Genomic DNA, 19,909 nt, shown 5'->3' with positions numbered 1-19,909 from the left:
GTGATGGTATGAAATGGCTAATAGCCGAATACACTTTTACAACTCCATTCTCCTTGAAAAGTTCATTAGCAACTAGTTCAGGCGGAAAAACAAATTTATTGCCGACAATGTTTGCTTTTAAAATGGCTTTAATTAATGCCTCCTATAATATTGGTTTGGATGGAGAAGCTGAATTTAAGTGGATTAAAGAATTGGATATTCGTTTTAAGCCGCCTAAAAAAGCAACTGTTCAAAATTCATTTGTAAAAATTCTTAAAGAATCAAGGAAAGAAGTATTGGCGGAAGACCCTAGTCAAGTTTTTACATCATCAGTTGCATTAAGAGAATATATATTATTCAGTGGCTCACTATATGTGGCAATACACATTGAGAAGTTGGCAAATGCTAATGTTCAAAAATTGAAACAACTACTCATACATATTAATCAACTAGGCAAACGGGGTTGTTTTGTTCAATTTTTGGATATAACAGAAGCAATGTCATTAGATCAAACTTTTACTTTTCTGCTCGAGGATAAAAAAATAAGTATGCCGAAATCTTTAATAATTCAGTACTTAGACGATATGGGTGAAAAGGCTAAATTTGAATCTATTAATAATTATGGTTCAAAATCAGCCTCGATTGGGAAAGATAGGATATTTAAGCAAGTAGGGGTGCCATATAAATTAACAAAGTCTAGTAGAGGCTTTTCTCATTATGAGAGAATCGATTAGGGGTATATTGATTAATGAAAAGTAATCAAGAAATCATTCATTATCTATCAAAAATAAAGTTAGCCAAATTCACGGCCATTTATGAGGCAGGCCCAGATGGATTAGAACTACCACCATACAAAGGAGCAACTTTCCGGGGAAGCTTTGGACATGTCTTCCGGGAAGTTGCCTGCACGTGTCCGCATAGAGAAAATGGTTTTGCTTCGAAGCATCTAGAACAATGTGCTTATGGGTATATTTTTGAAACAGCCACAATAGATGGTGCGGAAGTTTTAGTTAATAATGAAAGTATTCCAAGACCGTTCCTTTTGGAACCTCCAAATGATATGAGAACATATTATGCACCCGGTGAGCGTTTTACTTTAGGGTTTACTCTGTTTGGCAAAGGGATTGAATATTTACCTTATTTTATATATGTGCTTGATGCCATGGGGTTGCAAGGATTTGGAAAGGGGAGGAAACATGCAAAATTAAGACAGATTTTTACCGTCGATCAGCATGGAGATTGGATTAAATCTATTTATCAAGCTGATGACCGATTACTTAGAAATGATTTTTCCCCTCTAACTGGTGAAGATATTTTTAATTCCAAAGCTGATTCAACGGCTCAAACATGCCATATTCATTTTATTTCACCAGTACGTCTAAAATATGCAGGGGAATTTGTATCTACGCCTGAATTTCATATGCTCCTACGGTCCGCCTGCCGTCGGATTACAGCATTATTGTATTTTCATCAGGATGAACCAAAACTTGATTTTGATTTCAATGGACTTTTTCAACAAGCCGAGCAAGAAGTTACTTGTTTAAATGCAAATGTAGAATGGACAAGCTGGGAAAGGTATTCTAATCGTCAAAAGCAGAGATTGAAAATGGGTGGAATTGTGGGTAACGCAATATACAAAGGAGATTTTCAGCCGTATTTACCTTGGCTGAAACTAGCTGAATGGTGCAATATAGGGAAAAATCCAGTATTCGGTTTAGGAAGTGTAAAAGTAATTATTAAATGAAACCTTATTTAGGTACCGTCAGCAAACCTATATGATTTTTGATGGTACTTTTTATTATAATTGGAATGATTATTTTTTGTGGTCATTATATCGTTATTTTATGTTTTCGAAGGAGAGGGGGCATTTATTGCAGAAAAAGCATATTCGTATTAAAATTAGAATTGATATATTGTAAGAATTTTGAAAGCCTTGATACATAAGCTTTTGACCGTCATGAAAAAATACGGTATCAAAGCAGAACCTCGATTATAGAGGATTGCAACTAACCAACGAATAGGGGATTGGTTAGCGTCAGGAGGTGTATCAAAGCAGAACCTCGATTATAGAGGATTGCAACAAACCTAAACTTCCACATATTGATGTTGATTGGAAGTGTATCAAAGCAGAACCTCGATTATAGAGGATTGCAACCCGTAATTACGGAAAATGGTTCACAAAGATTTGTCAAGTATCAAAGCAGAACCTCGATTATAGAGGATTGCAACGATGATCCAGGCATTCTTTCCGCAATCATCTCTCCGTATCAAAGCAGAACCTCGATTATAGAGGATTGCAACACGTGAATCCGTTAGAAATCCTCCAATTAAATTAGACCGTATCAAAGCAGAACCTCGATTATAGAGGATTGCAACTCGATAAAGAAAGTAACGATATGCTCTTATTTTGTGAAGTATCAAAGCAGAACCTCGATTATAGAGGATTGCAACACTAATACAATCCGAATACCCATACAGAATTACTTCCGTATCAAAGCAGAACCTCGATTATAGAGGATTGCAACTTAGACAAAGACAATCTATAATTATCGTAAGGAGGAGTATCAAAGCAGAACCTCGATTATAGAGGATTGCAACGCGATAAACACATGTTCATTAGTCCCTATGTGAATTTTGTATCAAAGCAGAACCTCGATTATAGAGGATTGCAACGAACCTTGGAATGAACCTTTAAAGAAACCTGCAGAGGAGTATCAAAGCAGAACCTCGATTATAGAGGATTGCAACCTTCACGCATAGCATTTGCATCATTATCCTTTTGTCGTATCAAAGCAGAACCTCGATTATAGAGGATTGCAACAATGCTGCAGTAGTAAGAGTTCTTACCGGTTCTGCGTATCAAAGCAGAACCTCGATTATAGAGGATTGCAACAAACCGGAAGAACCTAAACCAGAAATACCACCTGTTGAGTATCAAAGCAGAACCTCGATTATAGAGGATTGCAACTGGTTATGTACCACTTAATGATGACAGCCTTTCCTAAGTATCAAAGCAGAACCTCGATTATAGAGGATTGCAACTCGTATCAAAGATGCTAGGGCATGGTAGTGACCAATCGTATCAAAGCAGAACCTCGATTATAGAGGATTGCAACGCTGTTGAAGATAATCATTCAATTTAATCATCTTGCGTATCAAAGCAGAACCTCGATTATAGAGGATTGCAACTTAATAAAAATAGACCTGATCGGCTCAGGTCTGGTAGTATCAAAGCAGAACCTCGATTATAGAGGATTGCAACAAACAAAGCAGCGTTTAAATTCATCCAGTACTATTTTGTATCAAAGCAGAACCTCGATTATAGAGGATTGCAACCTCGCATATAATATAGATAAAGCTGCACCAACAGTCAGTATCAAAGCAGAACCTCGATTATAGAGGATTGCAACATCTGAATTGAATGTCTTAAAAAATAAAAAGGAAGTGGGTATCAAAGCAGAACCTCGATTATAGAGGATTGCAACTTAATATCCGTTCCGCGTGGACGAATATCGGAGATGTGTATCAAAGCAGAACCTCGATTATAGAGGATTGCAACGGAGGACCAGCAATTACACCAAACAATTTAAACTTTGTATCAAAGCAGAACCTCGATTATAGAGGATTGCAACGTAGCAAGAACCGGCTGGTATGAGTATTTAGGGGAGGAGTATTAAAGCGGAGTCTCGATTATAAAGGATTGCAACCGATCTTTAATCAATCTAGAACATCCTTTCTGAGAACGAGTATTAAAGCAGAACCTCAAATATAGAGGATTGAAAAAGCCAAATTAAAATAGGAAATTAAAAAATTTTCAAAAAGCCTCAAAAAAGGCTTATTTTTTTTGCCATTTTTGGAGATAACTAGAATAAAAGCTATAAAGGGGGAAGAGAAATGTTAAAAGAATTAATTATTGATGATTATGGAATGAATCTCCATAAGGTAAGTGAACGATTAGTTTTAAAAAAACAAGGGAAAGTGGTGGAGGAACATGCCATTAAGGAATTGCAGGATTTAATAATTAGCAACAAATGTGGCATGATTTCAATTAGCCTTATACAAGAATTGATTGAAAACGGGACGCAGGTCCATTTTGTTGATTTTAAAGAAGAGCCATTTAGTACACTTTATACACCTGCACACCACGGGTCCGTTAAAGCCCGGAGAGAGCAATTGCGTGGCTACCATGATGAGCGGGGGATTGAGCTTTCTAAAGAAATATTAACGGCTAAAGTTCAAAATCAGATTAATACGATCAAATATTTTTTAAAAAGTAGAAAAGAGCTTCCAATCGCTGATGATCTAAGAAGTCAAACGGAATATATGAAAATGTATATTCAAAGAATAAAAGAAGTGGAAGGGGTATCAATCGAAAATGTTAGAAGCCAAATCATTTCTTCTGAAGCACATGCAGCGAAGCATTATTGGAAGGCAGTAAAAATAATCTTGGCTGAAAAAGGAATAGAATTTCCTGGAAGGGCTTGGCATTTACAAGATCCGGTAAACATGATGTTGAACTATGGATATGCTATTTTACGATCGCGGGTAACATCCGCCATTATTCGTGCGGGACTTGAGACATACGCAGGTTTTTTCCATGTGGATCGATCAGGGCGTATTTCATTTGTATTAGATGTAATGGAGATCTTTCGACCATCTATTGTTGATCGTCCGATAATTTCCCTGATTACAAGGGGACATAAACCAGGAACAGAGGAGAAGGAAGATGGTTCCACTTTTCTTGATAATAAAACACTAAAATTACTTAGAGAGTATATTAATGACCGTCTTGAATCTAAAGAAGAATTTAAGGGCAATGACTATCATCTTCGTACTATCATTCAATTACAGGCGAGATCAATTGCTACCTTCTTTAGGGAAGGAAAAAAGTTCAAAGGATACATTTCGAGGTGGTAAATTATGAAAATTCTTTTAATCTATGATATTACCGAGGACAAACTTCGGACAAAAACCGCAAATATGTGCAAGGATTATGGCCTTTTTCGTGTACAGTATAGTGCGTTTTTTGGAGAAATTAGCAGGAATCTGCATGGAGAATTAACACGACGTATAAAACATTTGTTGAGAGAAAGTGAGAGGAGTAGTGTCATCATTTTTCCTTTAAGCCAAGATAGCCTTGAAAATGTTGTTAAAATTGATTTTAACTATTCTGATGAAGCAATCTAAGAAAGGTGAGAAATATGTCAATCAATATTACGGATATTAAACAGTTCATCTATTGTCCAAGGGTGGTTTATTATAATTATGTTGAGCCAGTACCTCGAAAAGTTACTTTTAAAATGGAGTATGCTAGAAGCCAGCATTATGAATTAAATCAGAAAGAAAAAAGAAGAACGCTGAAGAGGTATGACCTATTAGAGGGGAAAAGATATTACGGGCCGTCAGTTTCCTCGCAGTCTCTTAATTTAGTTGGAAAAATTGATATCCTTATAGATACAGAAAATAAAACTGGTCAACGGTATTTCCCAATTGAGTGTAAAGATACTGACGGAAAAATTTATAGTAATATTCTATATCAGCTGGCCGCTTATGCATTATGTATTGAAGAAATGACGAATACACCGGTTAAAAAAGGATACATTTATATCATCCCTAAACAAAAAGCATATCCAATAGTGATTACCGATGAGCAAAAAATGTATGTTCGCAAAGTTACTTCAATGATAAAGAAAATTATTAATGAGGAGTATTTTCCAGAACCACGCTCTAAAAAGAGATGTTGGGATTGTGAATTCCAAAGATATTGTAACGATTGCGATTTGCCAAATTTAGCTCAAATAAAAGAGCAGGATAGGTTACTTATAAATAAACTTTTTAATAAAAGTTGAAATAAATACTGACCTGGGAACAGTTCATCCAATCTGATTCCTGGGTCTTTTTTTGTAATTCCTTGATCATTAACTAAATAAAATTGAACCGAACACTCCCAATATTAGTCCTTACACTAAATTCATGGTAAATTATCAGAGTAACATATTTTTAAAGAATGATAGTAAAAAGTATAGGGAAGGAAGCGCTTTTGCATTGGAATTACTTCTAATAGTTTTACCTGCATTTCTAATCTTTGGGACCGGCTTTATTGGGCAAAAGGTCCTTAATTTGAATATTAAAACGATATCAACAATGTCTCTTTATTTAATGTCACCATTTTTAACTTTTTCTACTTTTTATAAGAATCGATTAAATATCGAGTATTTTTATATGTTTCTTTTTACAATTCTACTTGTGATTTTGTTGATTGTTGTAACTTTTCTCGTTGGAAAAATCATTAAAGCAGATAAAACCGATTTGTCAGTCATGTTGTTGGGGAGTATTTTTCCAAATAGCGGGAATTATGGGGCACCGGTTGCATTGTTCGCTTTTGGGGCATTGGCTTTTGATTATGCGGTTATCATTATGGTTTTCCACTCCTTTATCATAAATTCAATTGGGATTTTCATTGCGGCCTTTGGAAGTGAAAAATCGACTACGGTGAAGGAAGCACTTCAGAGAGTTGTCAGGATGCCTGTTCTTTATGGGGCCTGTTTAGGGATGTTAATGCAGGTCTTACATATAAAATTGCCGTCAACGATTATTGATGGTGTTAGTTTAGTAGGGTCAGCCTCTATTCCAACTGTGATGTTACTTCTTGGTATGCAATTAGCGGAAATTAAACCACAAGTATTTGCAATGAGATATGTTAGTACAGTCACACTAATTCGTATGATTATTTCGCCTTTACTTGCTGCTGTGTTAGTTTCATTCATGCCTGTAAACGAAACTATTAAATATGTATATATTTTATTAGCCGCAATGCCGGTAGCGGCCAATACGACAATGTTGGCCATTCAATTTGATGTAAAGCCGAATTTAGTTTCTTTTAATACTCTGGTAACAACGCTTATTAGTTTGCTTACAATTCCGTTCGCAATCTATTGTTTGAATAATTTTGCAAGTTTTTAGGGGGATGGGCCAGAGAACCCGACCCCTTGGTCCATTGGAGGCTCTTTTTTTATTTTTGACTAAACAAAAAAGCCGTATTATAGTGGATTAGGACAAATTTGATTTAGCATCATAGAACAAGGAGAATATTAAATGAGCAGTAATTCTGAAACAAATAAAAAATTGGTTGTTACTTCTTTGTTAATTGCTACGTTTTTAACAGCAATTGAAGGAACAATTGTAAGTACCGCCATGCCTAAAATTGTCGAAGATCTAGGTGGAAGTCATTTATATACGTGGGTCATTTCAATCTACTTATTGGCAACAGTAATAAGTACACCTATTTTCGGCAAATTAGCCGATTTATATGGGCGGAAAAAGATGTTTACCATTGGTGTCATCATTTTTTTAATTGGTTCCATGCTTTCGGGCTTTTCGCAAACGATGCATCAATTAGTCGTTTTTCGTTTAATTCAAGGCATTGGTGCAGGAGCATTAACGACGATCCCGTTCACAATTATTGGCGATGTTTTTTCGTTTGAGCTGCGTGCGAAAATACAAGGATTGATCAGTAGCGTCTGGGGGATTTCTGGAATCATTGGACCGCTTGCTGGTGGTTTCATTGTTGACCAAATCACTTGGCATTGGATTTTCTTTTTGAATCTTCCGTTCGGAATCCTTTCATTTATTCTTTTATCAGTTTCTTTGCACGAACAAGTGGAGAAGAAAAAACAAATTATTGATTATGCAGGTATTTTTACTTTTACCGTAAGTATGTCAAGCTTTTTGTATGCTTTAACTTTATTGAAACAAGAAAAACATATAACAACTGGTATTTTCGCCTTATTTATAATTGCTTTGGTTAGTGTTTGTCTATTTCTTTATATTGAAGCAAAAGGAAAAGAACCAATGCTGCCGCTTTCTTTATTTAAGATTCACTCTATTACGGTGGCCAATGTAGTTGGATTTTTGTTAGGTTTTATTCTGGTGGCCGTCACATTTTATATCCCGTTATGGGTGCAGGGAGTTACCAATTTAAATGCAACTCTATCAGGCATAACGCTTATGCCAATGTCAATAACATGGCCAATCGGAGCCTTTTTAACAGGTAAATGGCTTGGTAAAATGTCGATTGGACGTCTAGCTGTTATTGGCATTGCAATTAATGCAGCTGGCTGTTTTGGGTTAGTTTTCTTTCATGCAAATACAACTTTGCCATTCATGATGGTTGTTACAGCGATTCTTGGCTTTGGCTTTGGATTGGCATTGACAGTATTTACGGTTATCGTCCAATCTGCGGTTGATTGGAATTTGCGGGGTGCAGCTATTGGATCCAATAATCTTATGAGAAACTTGGGACAAGCAATTGGAATTGCCGTTTCCGGCTTGTGGTTAAGTGATGAATTAAAGGGATATGAATTGGAGTCAAGTTTGCACACGGTGTTTATTTTATTATTTATTTTGGCGTTGGTGGCCATTGCTATTGGTGGTGTGCTAATGGGGAAAAGAGAGAAAGAACTATCCTCAGAATAATTAATAAGGAGCATGGGCTAAACCTATGCTCCTTAAATGTTATTTAGCCTGCGCTTGTCTAACCAAAAACAATCCAAGTCCAACTAAAATAATAAAGATTCCAATCCCTTGTTGCAGTGAAACAATTTCTCCCAGTATGAAATAAGCAAGAATGCAAGTTCCAATTGTTTCACCAAGAATGCTCATCGAAATAACAGAACTGCTGATCCATTTTAACAACCAATTAAAAATGGTTTGGCCCAAAATAGTAGCAACAAATGCAAGTCCAAAAAATGCCCACCATGTATTGGTAGAATAATTAAAGAATGATTGTTGCTGTGTAAGTGCATAAATAGTAAGGAATACGGCACTGCTTCCATAGCCAATCACGGAATAAGGAACAAGGGATAAATCTTTACGAACAGATTGTCCGATTAAAAAATACCCGGAAATTACCCCGGCAGCAATAAACGCTAATATATCACCGAATAGGGCTTGACCACTTATTTGAAAATCACCCCACCCGATTATGAAGCTTCCGAAAATGGCTACTAAACATCCGAACAATGCAATCTTGGAATAACGCTCCTTATATAAAAAATATCCCCCAACGATGGTGAACAAAGGCTGTAAAGTAACAATAACCGTCGAGCTCGCCACAGACGTATAGCGTAATGATTCAAACCATAGTACATAATGAATGGATAAAAATAAACCAGACAAGATGCCTAATCTCCATTGTCTTTTGGACAAGCCCAACAGCTCTTGGCGAAGCTCTCTTTTGACTAGCAAAAAGGGCATAAGAATCGTAGTTGCAAAAAATAAACGATAAAAGGCGATAATGGCCGATGGCGCATCAGCAAGCTTAACGAAGATGGCTGAAGTTGATAGAGCAAAGACTCCAAAAAATAATGCTATGTAAGAGAAAATAGATCCTTTCATATATGTACACTCCATAAGAAAAACCCATTTACAATGCAGATATTTGTAAGTGGGTTTTTTATCATTTTATAAACATAAAAACGGTTTACGCAGTCTTTTTATTAACAAGTCCTTTTCCTTCTTTACGATTCTTTGCGTATTCAGCAGTTGCTGTAAACAGTACGTCAGAAGAGGAATTAAGTGCAGTCTCACATGAGTCTTGTAAGACACCGATGATGAAACCAACACCAACAACTTGCATTGCGATATCATTTGGAATTCCAAATAAACTACATGCTAACGGAATTAATAACAATGAACCTCCGGCAACACCTGAAGCACCTGCAGCTGAGATTGCTGATAAAACGGACAGGATTACCGCAGTAGCAAAATCAACTTGAATGCCTAGAGTATGAACGGCTGCAAGTGTTAGGACAGAAATCGTAACAGCTGCCCCAGCCATATTGATAGTAGCTCCCAATGGGATGGAAACTGAATACGTATCTTTATCTAATTTAAGTTTTTCACATAAACTCATATTCACTGGAATGTTTGCAGCTGAACTACGTGTGAAGAATGCCGTAATTCCACTTTCCCTTAAACATTGTAAAACAAGTGGAAATGGATTTTTACGAGTATTCATGTATACAATAATTGGATTCACTACTAGAGCTACAAAAAACATGCATCCGAGTAATACTAAAAGTAATTTTCCGTAATCAAGTAAAGCAGAAAGTCCGCTTGTAACAATAGCATCGAAGACAAGCCCCATGATTCCAAGTGGTGCCAAACTTATAACCCATTTAACTAATTGGGAGATGGCATCAGAAAAATTAGATAGCATGTCCTTTGTCGAATCAGAAGCATGCTTTAAAGCAATACCTAAAACAATAGCCCAAGTTAAAATGCCGATATAGTTAGCATTCAATAAAGCATTTACTGGATTGTCAACTATATTAAATAGCAATGATTTAAGTACCTCTACAATACCGCTAGGAGGGGTTACACCTTCTGCACCGGTAGTAAGAGTTAAACTAACAGGAAAAAGAAAGCTTGCAATAACTCCTGTAACCCCAGCAAGGAATGTCCCAATTGCATAAAGGCCAAGAATTGATTTCATATTTGTTTGCTGACCACTTTTATGTTTGGAAATGGCTGACATAACTAGGAATAAAACTAGTATTGGTGCCACTGCCTTTAATGCACCTACAAATAAGGAACCAAAAATTGTGATCCATTTTACTGCATCTGGAATCGTAATAGCTAGGATAATACCAATAATAATACCAATAAGAATTCGTTTTACTAGGCTGATTTGGTCCCACTTGCGAATTAAATCCTTCATTGACTTCCCTCCAAAAATAATTATTAGAAAATACAGGCATTTCACCGTGTGAAGACAAATGTTCACAAGAAATTTACACTTATTTTAACATGAATATTAGAAATTGTGAAACAAATTATTATATTGAAATATTTGTAAGTGCTATATTGATATATATAAAATCAAAATATAATTTCTTTGTTAAGTTACTTAAAAAGTCCAGATTATATACAGGTTATTGCTGTTATTTGTCGAAATAGTGTATGGGAGGGAGCATAGAATATGGTTAAGGTTAAAGCTGTAAAAATCGATGGTGAAGATATTCATATATTTAATAGCGCTATTTATATTCTGGAGTCTAGTTCAGGCTACACCTTAGACTTGGATATTATTGTTAGTGAAGTTGTCGTTAAAAAATATCGAAATGAAGAAAACTTAATTGTTGAAATAGAATTACAGGATGGCAGAATGATAACGTCTTATATGAACCTAAAAAGTCTGTCAGGTGGACTACCACAGCTAAATCTTTTCTGTGAGATAAGTGATGTCAGTGAATACATTGATTTTCAAATAGTAAATGAGAATGATTTATCATTTCCAAATATAGAGGAGGGAATAACATTAGAAGAAATAAGGAAATATGAAATGCCAAATGAAAAGGTTACTTTAAAATTAACTTTACCTATAGATCAAGTTGAATGGCTGAAAAAGCAGAAAAGTAAGGATGTAGCCGAAGTAATAAAAGAAGCTATTTACGATTATTGGGAAAAAAATAATAAAAATTAATAATTGGAAAATATTACTGATCGTGATATATTGTTATTGAACAGCGGTTAATAAAATCTTGATGAGGGATAAAAATGTCACCAAGAAAAGCAGTTGAACAAGAACTTACACGTGAAATCATAATGGATACAGCACGAGAATTGTTCATGAAAAATGGCTATGAACATGTGTCAATGAGGCAAATTTCAAAGGCCTTAGGCTATAGTCATGGGGCAATTTATTATCACTTTAAGAATAAAGCAGGCTTATTTTATGAGCTCGTGAAGGCAGATTTTTTCTTACTTGATCAGACGCTTGAAGACATTATGAATAAGCCATTAGATCCGGAAAGTAAGCTCAAGGAGGTTTTCTTAGGATTTATCGAATTTGGTCTGACACATCAAAGTCATTATGAAATTATGTTTCTTATAAAAGACGAAGAAGTGAGAAGTTGTCAGCAAGAGGAGCCAATTCTAAGTTATGAGAAATTTGCCAAAGCCGTATTCTCTTTATGCGGAAACCAAGTCACTTTAACTGAGATTTGGTCTATGTTTCTGTCCTTACACGGGTTTGTTTCCCATTATTGCAGAAGCGGGCAAACATACGAGGATGTACGCTCATTAGCCGAAACACATGTAAATTTTATTTTAAGAGCCATGTTAAGGAAATAATTTTTTTTGAATTTTATTGACCAATGGTTAATTAATAGGAGGAAATTATATGAAAAAGGTATTAGTACTGGGAGCATCAGGCGGTATGGGATATTCAATTGTAAAGGAATTGGCGCAAAGAGGGATTAATGTAGCTGCTTTTGCCCGTGGAAAGGAAAAACTTCAAAAGCTTTTTCAGGATAATGCGAGGGTCACGATCAATTCCGGTGATGTTTTCGATTTGGAGAGTTTGAAGGAGGCTTCAGCCGGAGTAGATACGATTTTTCAAGCGATGAGTATACCGTATTCTGAGTGGGAGCAAGATTTGCACATTGTTATGAAAAATATCTTGGAAACAGCAAAACACGCGAATGCAAAGCTTGTTTTGGTAGATAACATCTATGCTTATGGAAAGAACCCGGGCCACTTAGTTACGGAGGATACTCCGAAAAAGCCTCATACGAAAAAAGGAAACATTCGCTTGCAGCTTGAGACAATGGTAAAACAATCGAATCTGCCTTTCTTAATTGCTCATTTTCCTGATTTTTATGGCCCGAATGCCACCAATACAATACTAAATTACACTTTGGAAGGCGTAATAAAAAACAAAAAAACATTATTTGTGGGGGATAAGAAAATTTCAAGGGAGTACATTTTTACTCCGGATGGAGCAAAAGCTTTAGTAGAGCTGGCATTCCTTGATTCAGCTTACGGGCAGAATTGGAATATACCAGGCAGTGGGGTCATTACTGGTGACGAAATCGTAGATATCTTGTGTGAACATACTGGCTATAGCAAAAAGGTAGGCACGGTATCAAAGGGGATGGTAAAGTTTCTAGGTTTATTTGATAAAAACATGAGAGAAGTTGTGGAAATGTTCTATTTGACGGAAGATCCGGTAGTTTTAGATGGTGGGAAGCTAGAGCGGGCGATTAAAAGTATTCCTAAAACACCTTATCAAGATGGAGTAAAACAAACGATAGATTATATGCTTCGTAGTTTAACCTAATATGAAAATTTTATATAACTTGTCATCACCTGTCTTTTTGCAAATGCATAGAATGTAAAAAGGTGGTGATGATATATGGAATTTACTGCTGTGAGCATGTCTAATTATATGATGATGGCTGTATTTGGACTAATGATTATTGGTTTTCTCTTAGGATTTTTTAAATCTTTTTGGACGGGAACATTCAGTCCATCGATTGTTCTAAATTATTTAAAAGATATCGTATACTACGTTCTTCCATTAAATGTTCTTTGGTCAATGATGTCGATCGATCCTACAGGCTGGATCCTTTTAATTTTCTACTTTATAGGCGGTCTTGCTGTAATGATTAAGTATGCGATGGATATTAAAGGAAAAATATAAATAAATTCTTAAAAATTAAAGCCTTCCTTGCGAAGGTTTTTTTTGTAGTTTAATTTCAATATTTTAGGGTAAAAGCATAATTAGAGATATATTATGAATACTAATTTTGTGTGAAATAAGAATAAAAGGAAGTTTAATGACTATGAGCCATGAAAAAATTGAAGCTGGTTGGAATTTTGATAATAGTTATACGCGATTACCGAAGATGTTTTATAGCAGTCAAAGCCCTGATCCTGTTACCGCACCGGAGCTGGTCCTATTCAATTCATCGTTGGCAGCTTCACTTGGGTTGAACGAAGCGGAATTAAATAATAATGATGGAGCTGCTGTGTTTGCCGGAAATAAAATCCCTGAGGGTGCTTCGCCACTCGCTCAAGCGTATGCCGGGCATCAATTCGGTCATTTTACGATGCTAGGGGATGGCCGTGCTGTTTTGCTAGGTGAGCATTTAAGTCCCGAAGGTGAACGGTTTGATATTCAGCTTAAAGGCTCAGGTAGAACTCCTTATTCAAGAGGTGGCGATGGTCGGGCTGTACTAGGACCAATGCTTCGTGAATATATCATCAGTGAGGCGATGTATGCACTTGGAATACCGACTACTCGCAGTTTAGCAGTAGTGAAAACGGGTGAGTTAGTATTCCGGGAAACAGCTCTTCCTGGTGCCATTGTCACTCGTGTGGCGTCTAGTCATATTCGGGTAGGTACTTTTGAATTTGCAGCCAATTTCGGAACTGATGGGGATGTTAGAGCATTGGCGGATTATACATTGCAGAGACATTTTGGCGGTGCGACAGACTTTGAAAATGCTACTGAAACTGACTTGCGTAAGGGAATTGCTGCGGGCCGTTATCTTTTTCTGCTACAAGAGGTTATAAAACGGCAGGCAGAGCTGATTGCAAAATGGCAGTTAGTTGGCTTTATTCATGGAGTAATGAATACTGACAATATGGCTATAAGTGGTGAAACAATCGATTATGGCCCTTGTGCATTCATGGATACGTATGACCCTGCAACAGTTTTCAGTTCCATTGATAGGCAAGGACGTTATGCTTATGGAAATCAGCCGCCGATCGGGGCCTGGAACCTTGCCAGATTCGCCGAAACCCTGTTGCCATTATTGCATGAAGATGAGGAGCAGGCTGTTCAATTGGCCCAGGATGCAATATCAGAATTTCCAAAGCTGTTTCATAAGTATTGGTTATCCGGTATGAGAGCAAAGCTCGGCCTGTATAATGAAGAAGAACAGGATGAATCTCTAATTGAAGATTTACTTAGCTTGATGAAAAAGAATCGTGCGGACTTTACGAATACATTCCGTGCATTGACCTTAAATCGAATTGAAGATACGGGCCTCACTGAGGTTATTGGGTTTGAAAAGTGGTATGCGGAATGGGAGACAAGACGCAGCAGACAGTCACAATCAAGATTGGATTCGCAAAAGTTAATGCAACATAGCAATCCTGCTGTAATTCCACGTAATCATAGGGTTGAAGAGGCACTGGAAGCAGCGGTAAACGACGGTGACTACACTGTGATGCACCGACTTCTTGAAGTTCTATCTGATCCATATGCCTATTCGCCCGATCAGGACGAGTATTGTGAACTGCCAGTACCAACAACGGTACCATATCGAACTTTTTGTGGTACTTGATTAGTGTGGGTTGGGAGTGAGTGGGGCTTTGATTCCCGTTTACTGCTTATGGTACTTAGTTCGGGAATCAAAGAGAGTCAATAATCCGAAGAACCCGACCCTGTGTCCCACCAACCCGACTCTACTCCCAACCCTATTTAAAACCGAAATTGACTAGCAAGCTCAACTGGATTTGCACAAGTCATCGCCTCAGACATGATACAGACACCACTTGCTCCAGTTTTAGCAACCTCAGTAACATTATTCTTAGTGATGCCGCCAATCGAAAATACCGGAATCGCAACGGATCCGCATACTTCCTTTAGAAACTGGAGCCCTCTTGGAGGCACTCCTTTTTTACAATCAGTTGCAAAGATATGACCGGCAACTAGGTAGGTGGCACCTAATCTTTCAGCTTCTTTTGCCTCTTCGATTGAATGAACAGAGGCACCAACCCGAGAGAACACCACTAATTCATTTTGAAAACTTCTTAGGTTTTCCATGGAGAAATGGATATTCGGTATTTTTAGTTTTAAAGCAGCTTTTATATTCTGATTAATAATGAGTGGGACCCCATTTTTCTTACAGATTTTATTAACTACAAAAGCCAACGCTTCATATTCGATTTGAGTTAAGTCTTTTTCCCTTAGCATGATTCCATGTGGCTTGCCTTTAGCTATTTGAGCAATTCGAGTTAATAAATCATCCTTACAAAGCTTTCGATTTGTTACACAAATGAGCATGTTGGCTCTCCTTAAATCAAAATGCGCCTTGGCGTATTTGCGCCCAGATTTTTTCGAGCTTGCTCGAAAAACTACCTTTGAAAATCTGAGGCATCCGCCGGAGGCTTTAACTTTATTCAGTAGGAGCTTGAAACCTCTACTGAATTACATACTGGTTTGTGTTCATCCCGCCACTCATGGAAGTGAAGGACTTCTGCTGAATAAAGTTATACCCTAATATAATCCGTATAAACAGGCTGCAGCCCTTTATTAACAATCATTTCATGAACTTCCGTTACTGAACGTTCATCGGAAATTTCAAACTGTTCGTCACCTTTTTGTTCTTCATCGTGGCCACCAACACCAACACTTACACCGGCTGACATTTTTGTAGCAACCAAGCCGATTACATTGTCCCGAAAACCTGCACGTTCTCGAGTGGAAATCGTAATTCCGGCGTAAGGCATTAACAAACGATAAGCAAGCATGACCTGCAGTAACTGTTTTTCATGAACATCTTTAGAATTATTGTCCGCATTGTTTTTAAAAGGTCGTAAACGTGGGACAGAAAACCCTATCTCAGCATGCGGATATTTTTGCTGGATCAATGCTGCATGGAATCCAGCTGCAAAAGCATCCTTACGGAAATCATCGAGTCCAAGCAAAGCACCAAATGAAACGCCACGCATACCTCCTAATAATGCACGTTCTTGGGCATGAAAACGGTAAGGGAAAATTCGTTTTGACCCCCATAAATGGACCGCAGCATATTTATCCGGGTTGTACGTTTCTTGGTAAACTGAAACAAAGTCAGCACCACAGTTGCGCAGATAGGTATATTCTTCTACATTTAATGGATAAATTTCAATACCCACAGTTTTAAAATATTTTGTTGCTAATTGAATTGTTTCACCGATATACTCAACATCGGATTTATAACGAGATTCACCTGTTAACAAAAGAATTTCTTCAAGACCGGTCGCCGCAATCGCTTTTAGTTCACTTTCCGCGTCTTCCTTTGACAATGTAGCACGTTGAATTTTGTTCGTTGCTTTAAATCCACAATAAACACATTCATTTTCGCAATAATTCGCAATATATAAAGGTGTAAATAAGGAAATAGAATTTCCAAAGTGCTTTCTCGTTTCAAGCTTAGCCTTTCTTGCTATATCCTCCAAATAAGATAAGGCAACAGGAGAAAGAAGCGCTCCAAAATCATCAATGGAAAGATGGTCTTTATGTAGAGCAATTTCTACATCTCTACTAGAATATTGGCTATAATCATATTTTTCAACAGCCGATAACACCTTTTCCATCAAATCTGATTCTATGACATCCATACCATCAAGATACTTCATATGATCTATTCTGTTGAGCACCATATTAATCCTCCAAAAATCCAGTCAAAGGACTTGATGCCTCTGCCTGAAAGTCTAATACACGTCCTAAGCCTGCAAGATAAGCGGATCGTCCTGCTTCAATTGCAAGTTTGAAAGCCTTCGCCATTAAAGCTACATCACCGGCAGTGGCAACAGCTGTGTTGCACATGATTGCGTCAACGCCCATTTCCATGGCCTCACAAGCTTGTGATGGACGGCCAATACCGGCATCGACAATGATAGGGACGTTAATTTCATCAACTAAAATTTGAATAAAATTCTTGGTGGAAAGCCCCTTATTACTTCCGATTGGAGACCCAAGCGGCATGACAGCGGCTGCGCCGGCATCCACCAATGATCTTGCTACATACAAATCCGGATACATATAGGGCATTACAATAAATCCTTCTTTGGCAAGGATTTCGGTCGCTTTAATAGTTTCATAGTTATCAGGCAGTAAATACTTTGAATCATGGATAACCTCTAATTTAATAAAATCACCGCAGCCAAGCTCCCTTGCTAGACATGCGATACGAACGGCTTCTTCCGCATTTCTGGCACCAGAAGTGTTTGGAAGTAATGTAATATTTTCAGGGATATAATGAACAATATTTTCTTCTCCACCTGTATTAGCACGTCTTAGCGCAAGCGTTACTATTTCAGCCTCACCATATTCAATAACAGCCTTCATGAGGTCTAAAGAAAATTTTCCTGATCCTAAAATAAATCTTGATTGAAATTCATGTCCACCAATTACTAACTTATCAGTCATATTATTAAAATCCTCCTAAAATTCATTTGTTCTCATGCTGAGCCGGAGTTCCCGACCCTGTGTCCCACACCACCCCCGTGGCTCAACCCCCACCAACGAAGGTGACGACTTCTAGCGTATCTTCATTCGTAAGCAAAACTTCTTGATAGGTATCTTTGGGTACAATTTCTCCATTGCGTTCAACAACAATAATCCCTAAATTGAAGTTTTGCAGCATTAAAAAATCGTACAATGTCTGCTGTTTTTCTAATTCAATAAATGAGCCATTTACTTTCACTTCTTCCACCCTTTCTAAAAATCTGCATAAAAAAAGCACAAAATGGCCCTTACACCCTTTCGGTGGTGTACCCCATTTTGTGCTTCGTTTTTTTTTTTTTTTATAATTTAAAATATACAAAACATTCATAAGGAAGTCAAGAGAATGATATTTTATCAATAGCTTGCATTATTCAATTCCAAAGCTTTAGTTTGAGTATATGGAAAAAATTCTGTATCTGCATTTTGGATATGACCAATAATAAGATCGTTCACAATAAATGAAAATAATTCGGATAGTTTAAGATCGCCTGCCTGATAAGATTTTTTAAATTGAAATACTTTATCAAGTAATGTTTTATGAATTTCGGCATGTTTTTCATAATCAGGGTAGCCTGTTTCTACCAATATTTGTTCTTCATCATGAAAATGCTTAATTATACGGTCTAAAACTTTATCGACCGCTGGCATGATTTTACCTTTTTCTGACTCTGCAAGGAACAGATATAAAAGACTATTAGCACTTTCGACAAGCTCCCGATGTTGCTCATCAATCATATGGTTACCGCTTTCCCATTCCGCTTTCCACTTAATATTAACGGGTGCGTTGAGTAAGCGGTCTTGGTCTTCCGAACGATATACTCGGTTTCTTCCGCCCTCTTTAGCTCGATACATCGCTTTGTCTGAACGTTTGTACCAGCTATAATAGGATTCCAATTCCATTCTTTCCGCAACACCGAAACTAGCGGTTAAATGCCCAATAATCGGGTATTTATATTTTTCCAAGGTTTGACGAATCGTTTCCGCCACTGCAAGTGCTCGTTGAATGGAGCTTCCAGGCATGATAATAACAAATTCCTCTCCACCAAGCCTAACGAGGAAATCCGGGTCGCAAATTAAGCTATTTGCAAGATTGGCCGTTTCTTTTAGCACCTCATCCCCAACTGGATGCCCCCAAATGTCATTAACGCGCTTAAAATGATCCAAATCGAAAATAATCATCGAAAGAGGTTGATGATCCCGGTCCGCACGGGACATTTCTTTTTCAATCCACTGATCTAAAAAATGGCGATTATAAAGTCCGGTTAATTCATCTTTAATAGCAAGATCGTTTAGCATTTTATTTTTTTGCTCTAATTTTTTCGTAAGTTCTAATAGACTTCTATTATTCCTAAAGAGCTCCATTTCCAATTTTTGAGTTTCCTTGTTAAGTGCATATTCTGTCGTTACATCATGATAAATACACCCAATTATTTCGCGACATAATGGAAAAACAAGGACACGGATCCATTTTTGAATCGATTCACGATGTATATCGAATTGAGTAGATGTATAATTCACAACAGCATTTTGTAAGAGTTCTTTCCATTGCTCTTCGCCTTCCCAGCCTTCAGGGAAAACTTGATAGAATGTCTTATTAATAAGATCAGTTCCTTGAATTTTTAATAAATCTTCAAAAGCCTCATTTAATAATAAATATTCATAGTCATAAGGTATACCTTCATTATCAAATATAGCTCTATGACATGAATAGGCAATAGGAGATTTTTTAAAGAACTCTTGAAAACAGCGTTCCTTCATAAATTTTCCCTCATTCCATTCTTTTCCTTACCATTTAATTATAATAGATATTTTGTTTGCAAACCGCGAGTTTTGTAGCAACTTTTAGAAAAATACTGGAAAAAT

General features: G+C 37.0%; 19 protein-coding genes and 1 CRISPR repeat array. Of the genes, 12 read left to right on the top strand and 7 right to left on the bottom strand.

Annotated elements, in window-relative coordinates; all coding sequences use genetic code 11:
• Nucleotides 1-8 precede the first annotated feature (8 nt).
• The 7 genes from cas5a (at nucleotide 9) to BAZO_RS06985 (ending at nucleotide 8,454) form a co-directional block, all read left to right on the top strand.
• A complete protein-coding gene (cas5a, locus tag BAZO_RS07015) occupies nucleotides 9-713 on the top strand; it encodes a type I-A CRISPR-associated protein Cas5a (protein WP_003330671.1) in 705 nt (234 codons plus the stop codon).
• Nucleotides 714-727: 14 nt separating this feature from the next.
• Nucleotides 728-1,723, top strand: coding sequence for a CRISPR system precrRNA processing endoribonuclease RAMP protein Cas6 (gene cas6 / locus BAZO_RS07010; protein ID WP_003330669.1), 996 nt, complete (start codon nucleotides 728-730; stop codon nucleotides 1,721-1,723).
• A 226-nt stretch (nucleotides 1,724-1,949) separates the two neighbouring features.
• A CRISPR array of direct repeats spans nucleotides 1,950-3,762; the repeat unit is 37 nt; unit sequence GTATCAAAGCAGAACCTCGATTATAGAGGATTGCAAC.
• Nucleotides 3,763-3,873: 111 nt separating this feature from the next.
• Nucleotides 3,874-4,896 carry a CRISPR-associated endonuclease Cas1 gene (cas1, locus tag BAZO_RS07005; RefSeq protein ID WP_003330668.1) on the top strand — a complete coding sequence of 341 codons (1,023 nt, stop codon included), beginning with the start codon at nucleotides 3,874-3,876 and terminating at the stop codon, nucleotides 4,894-4,896.
• A 3-nt stretch (nucleotides 4,897-4,899) separates the two neighbouring features.
• On the top strand, nucleotides 4,900-5,166 hold the full coding sequence (cas2, locus tag BAZO_RS07000; RefSeq protein ID WP_003330667.1) for a CRISPR-associated endonuclease Cas2: 267 nt from the start codon (nucleotides 4,900-4,902) through the stop codon (nucleotides 5,164-5,166).
• 14 nt (nucleotides 5,167-5,180) lie between these two features.
• Nucleotides 5,181-5,828: a CRISPR-associated protein Cas4 gene (cas4, locus tag BAZO_RS06995; RefSeq protein WP_003330666.1), complete on the top strand. Its 648-nt coding sequence runs from the start codon at nucleotides 5,181-5,183 to the stop codon at nucleotides 5,826-5,828.
• A 196-nt stretch (nucleotides 5,829-6,024) separates the two neighbouring features.
• Nucleotides 6,025-6,942, top strand: coding sequence for an AEC family transporter (locus tag BAZO_RS06990; RefSeq protein WP_003330665.1), 918 nt, complete (start codon nucleotides 6,025-6,027; stop codon nucleotides 6,940-6,942).
• Between the two features lie 132 nt (nucleotides 6,943-7,074).
• Entirely contained in the window at nucleotides 7,075-8,454 is a 1,380-nt protein-coding gene (locus BAZO_RS06985; RefSeq protein WP_003330664.1) for an MDR family MFS transporter, read from the top strand.
• Between the two features lie 39 nt (nucleotides 8,455-8,493).
• Here BAZO_RS06985 and BAZO_RS06980 read toward each other — a convergent pair whose 3' ends face one another.
• On the bottom strand, nucleotides 8,494-9,375 hold the full coding sequence (locus BAZO_RS06980; RefSeq protein WP_003330663.1) for a DMT family transporter: 882 nt from the start codon (nucleotides 9,373-9,375) through the stop codon (nucleotides 8,494-8,496).
• A gap of 85 nt (nucleotides 9,376-9,460) precedes the next feature.
• Nucleotides 9,461-10,699, bottom strand: coding sequence for a serine/threonine transporter SstT (gene sstT / locus BAZO_RS06975; RefSeq protein ID WP_003330662.1), 1,239 nt, complete (start codon nucleotides 10,697-10,699; stop codon nucleotides 9,461-9,463).
• Nucleotides 10,700-10,960: 261 nt separating this feature from the next.
• Between sstT and BAZO_RS06970 the strand changes: the two genes are divergently transcribed.
• The 5 genes from BAZO_RS06970 to BAZO_RS06950 all read left to right on the top strand — a co-directional run bounded on the left by BAZO_RS06970 (nucleotide 10,961) and on the right by BAZO_RS06950 (nucleotide 15,116).
• Nucleotides 10,961-11,464 (top strand): hypothetical protein, encoded by a 504-nt coding sequence (locus tag BAZO_RS06970; protein WP_003330661.1) that lies wholly within the window; start codon nucleotides 10,961-10,963, stop codon nucleotides 11,462-11,464.
• 74 nt (nucleotides 11,465-11,538) lie between these two features.
• A complete protein-coding gene (locus BAZO_RS06965; protein WP_003330660.1) occupies nucleotides 11,539-12,114 on the top strand; it encodes a TetR/AcrR family transcriptional regulator in 576 nt (191 codons plus the stop codon).
• A 49-nt stretch (nucleotides 12,115-12,163) separates the two neighbouring features.
• Nucleotides 12,164-13,102, top strand: a complete 939-nt coding sequence (locus BAZO_RS06960; protein WP_003330659.1) for an SDR family NAD(P)-dependent oxidoreductase — start codon at nucleotides 12,164-12,166, stop codon at nucleotides 13,100-13,102.
• Between the two features lie 75 nt (nucleotides 13,103-13,177).
• Nucleotides 13,178-13,465, top strand: a complete 288-nt coding sequence (locus tag BAZO_RS06955; protein ID WP_003330658.1) for a hypothetical protein — start codon at nucleotides 13,178-13,180, stop codon at nucleotides 13,463-13,465.
• Between the two features lie 136 nt (nucleotides 13,466-13,601).
• Nucleotides 13,602-15,116, top strand: a complete 1,515-nt coding sequence (locus tag BAZO_RS06950) for a protein adenylyltransferase SelO (protein ID WP_039957118.1) — start codon at nucleotides 13,602-13,604, stop codon at nucleotides 15,114-15,116.
• Between the two features lie 137 nt (nucleotides 15,117-15,253).
• Here BAZO_RS06950 and BAZO_RS06945 read toward each other — a convergent pair whose 3' ends face one another.
• From BAZO_RS06945 to BAZO_RS06925, 5 genes are all read right to left on the bottom strand, one after another.
• The gene (locus tag BAZO_RS06945) at nucleotides 15,254-15,838 is read right to left on the bottom strand and encodes a thiamine phosphate synthase (protein ID WP_003330656.1); all 585 of its coding nucleotides are present in this window, start codon (nucleotides 15,836-15,838) and stop codon (nucleotides 15,254-15,256) included.
• A gap of 206 nt (nucleotides 15,839-16,044) precedes the next feature.
• Complete coding sequence (thiH, locus tag BAZO_RS06940) at nucleotides 16,045-17,199, bottom strand: 2-iminoacetate synthase ThiH (RefSeq protein ID WP_003330655.1); 1,155 nt, start codon at nucleotides 17,197-17,199, stop codon at nucleotides 16,045-16,047.
• A gap of 1 nt (nucleotide 17,200) precedes the next feature.
• Nucleotides 17,201-17,968, bottom strand: coding sequence for a thiazole synthase (locus tag BAZO_RS06935; protein WP_003330654.1), 768 nt, complete (start codon nucleotides 17,966-17,968; stop codon nucleotides 17,201-17,203).
• A gap of 82 nt (nucleotides 17,969-18,050) precedes the next feature.
• Nucleotides 18,051-18,245, bottom strand: a complete 195-nt coding sequence (gene thiS, locus BAZO_RS22950) for a sulfur carrier protein ThiS (RefSeq protein ID WP_039957135.1) — start codon at nucleotides 18,243-18,245, stop codon at nucleotides 18,051-18,053.
• Between the two features lie 155 nt (nucleotides 18,246-18,400).
• Nucleotides 18,401-19,804 carry a bacteriohemerythrin gene (locus BAZO_RS06925; protein ID WP_003330651.1) on the bottom strand — a complete coding sequence of 468 codons (1,404 nt, stop codon included), beginning with the start codon at nucleotides 19,802-19,804 and terminating at the stop codon, nucleotides 18,401-18,403.
• Nucleotides 19,805-19,909 lie beyond the last annotated feature (105 nt).

The sequence above is a fragment of the Schinkia azotoformans LMG 9581 genome (assembly GCF_000307855.1).
In the GTDB taxonomy this organism is placed as follows: domain Bacteria; phylum Bacillota; class Bacilli; order Bacillales; family Bacillaceae_J; genus Schinkia; species Schinkia azotoformans.
The sequence above is the reverse complement of the archived record's forward strand: the minus strand, read 5'-3'. Positions and strand labels throughout refer to the sequence as shown.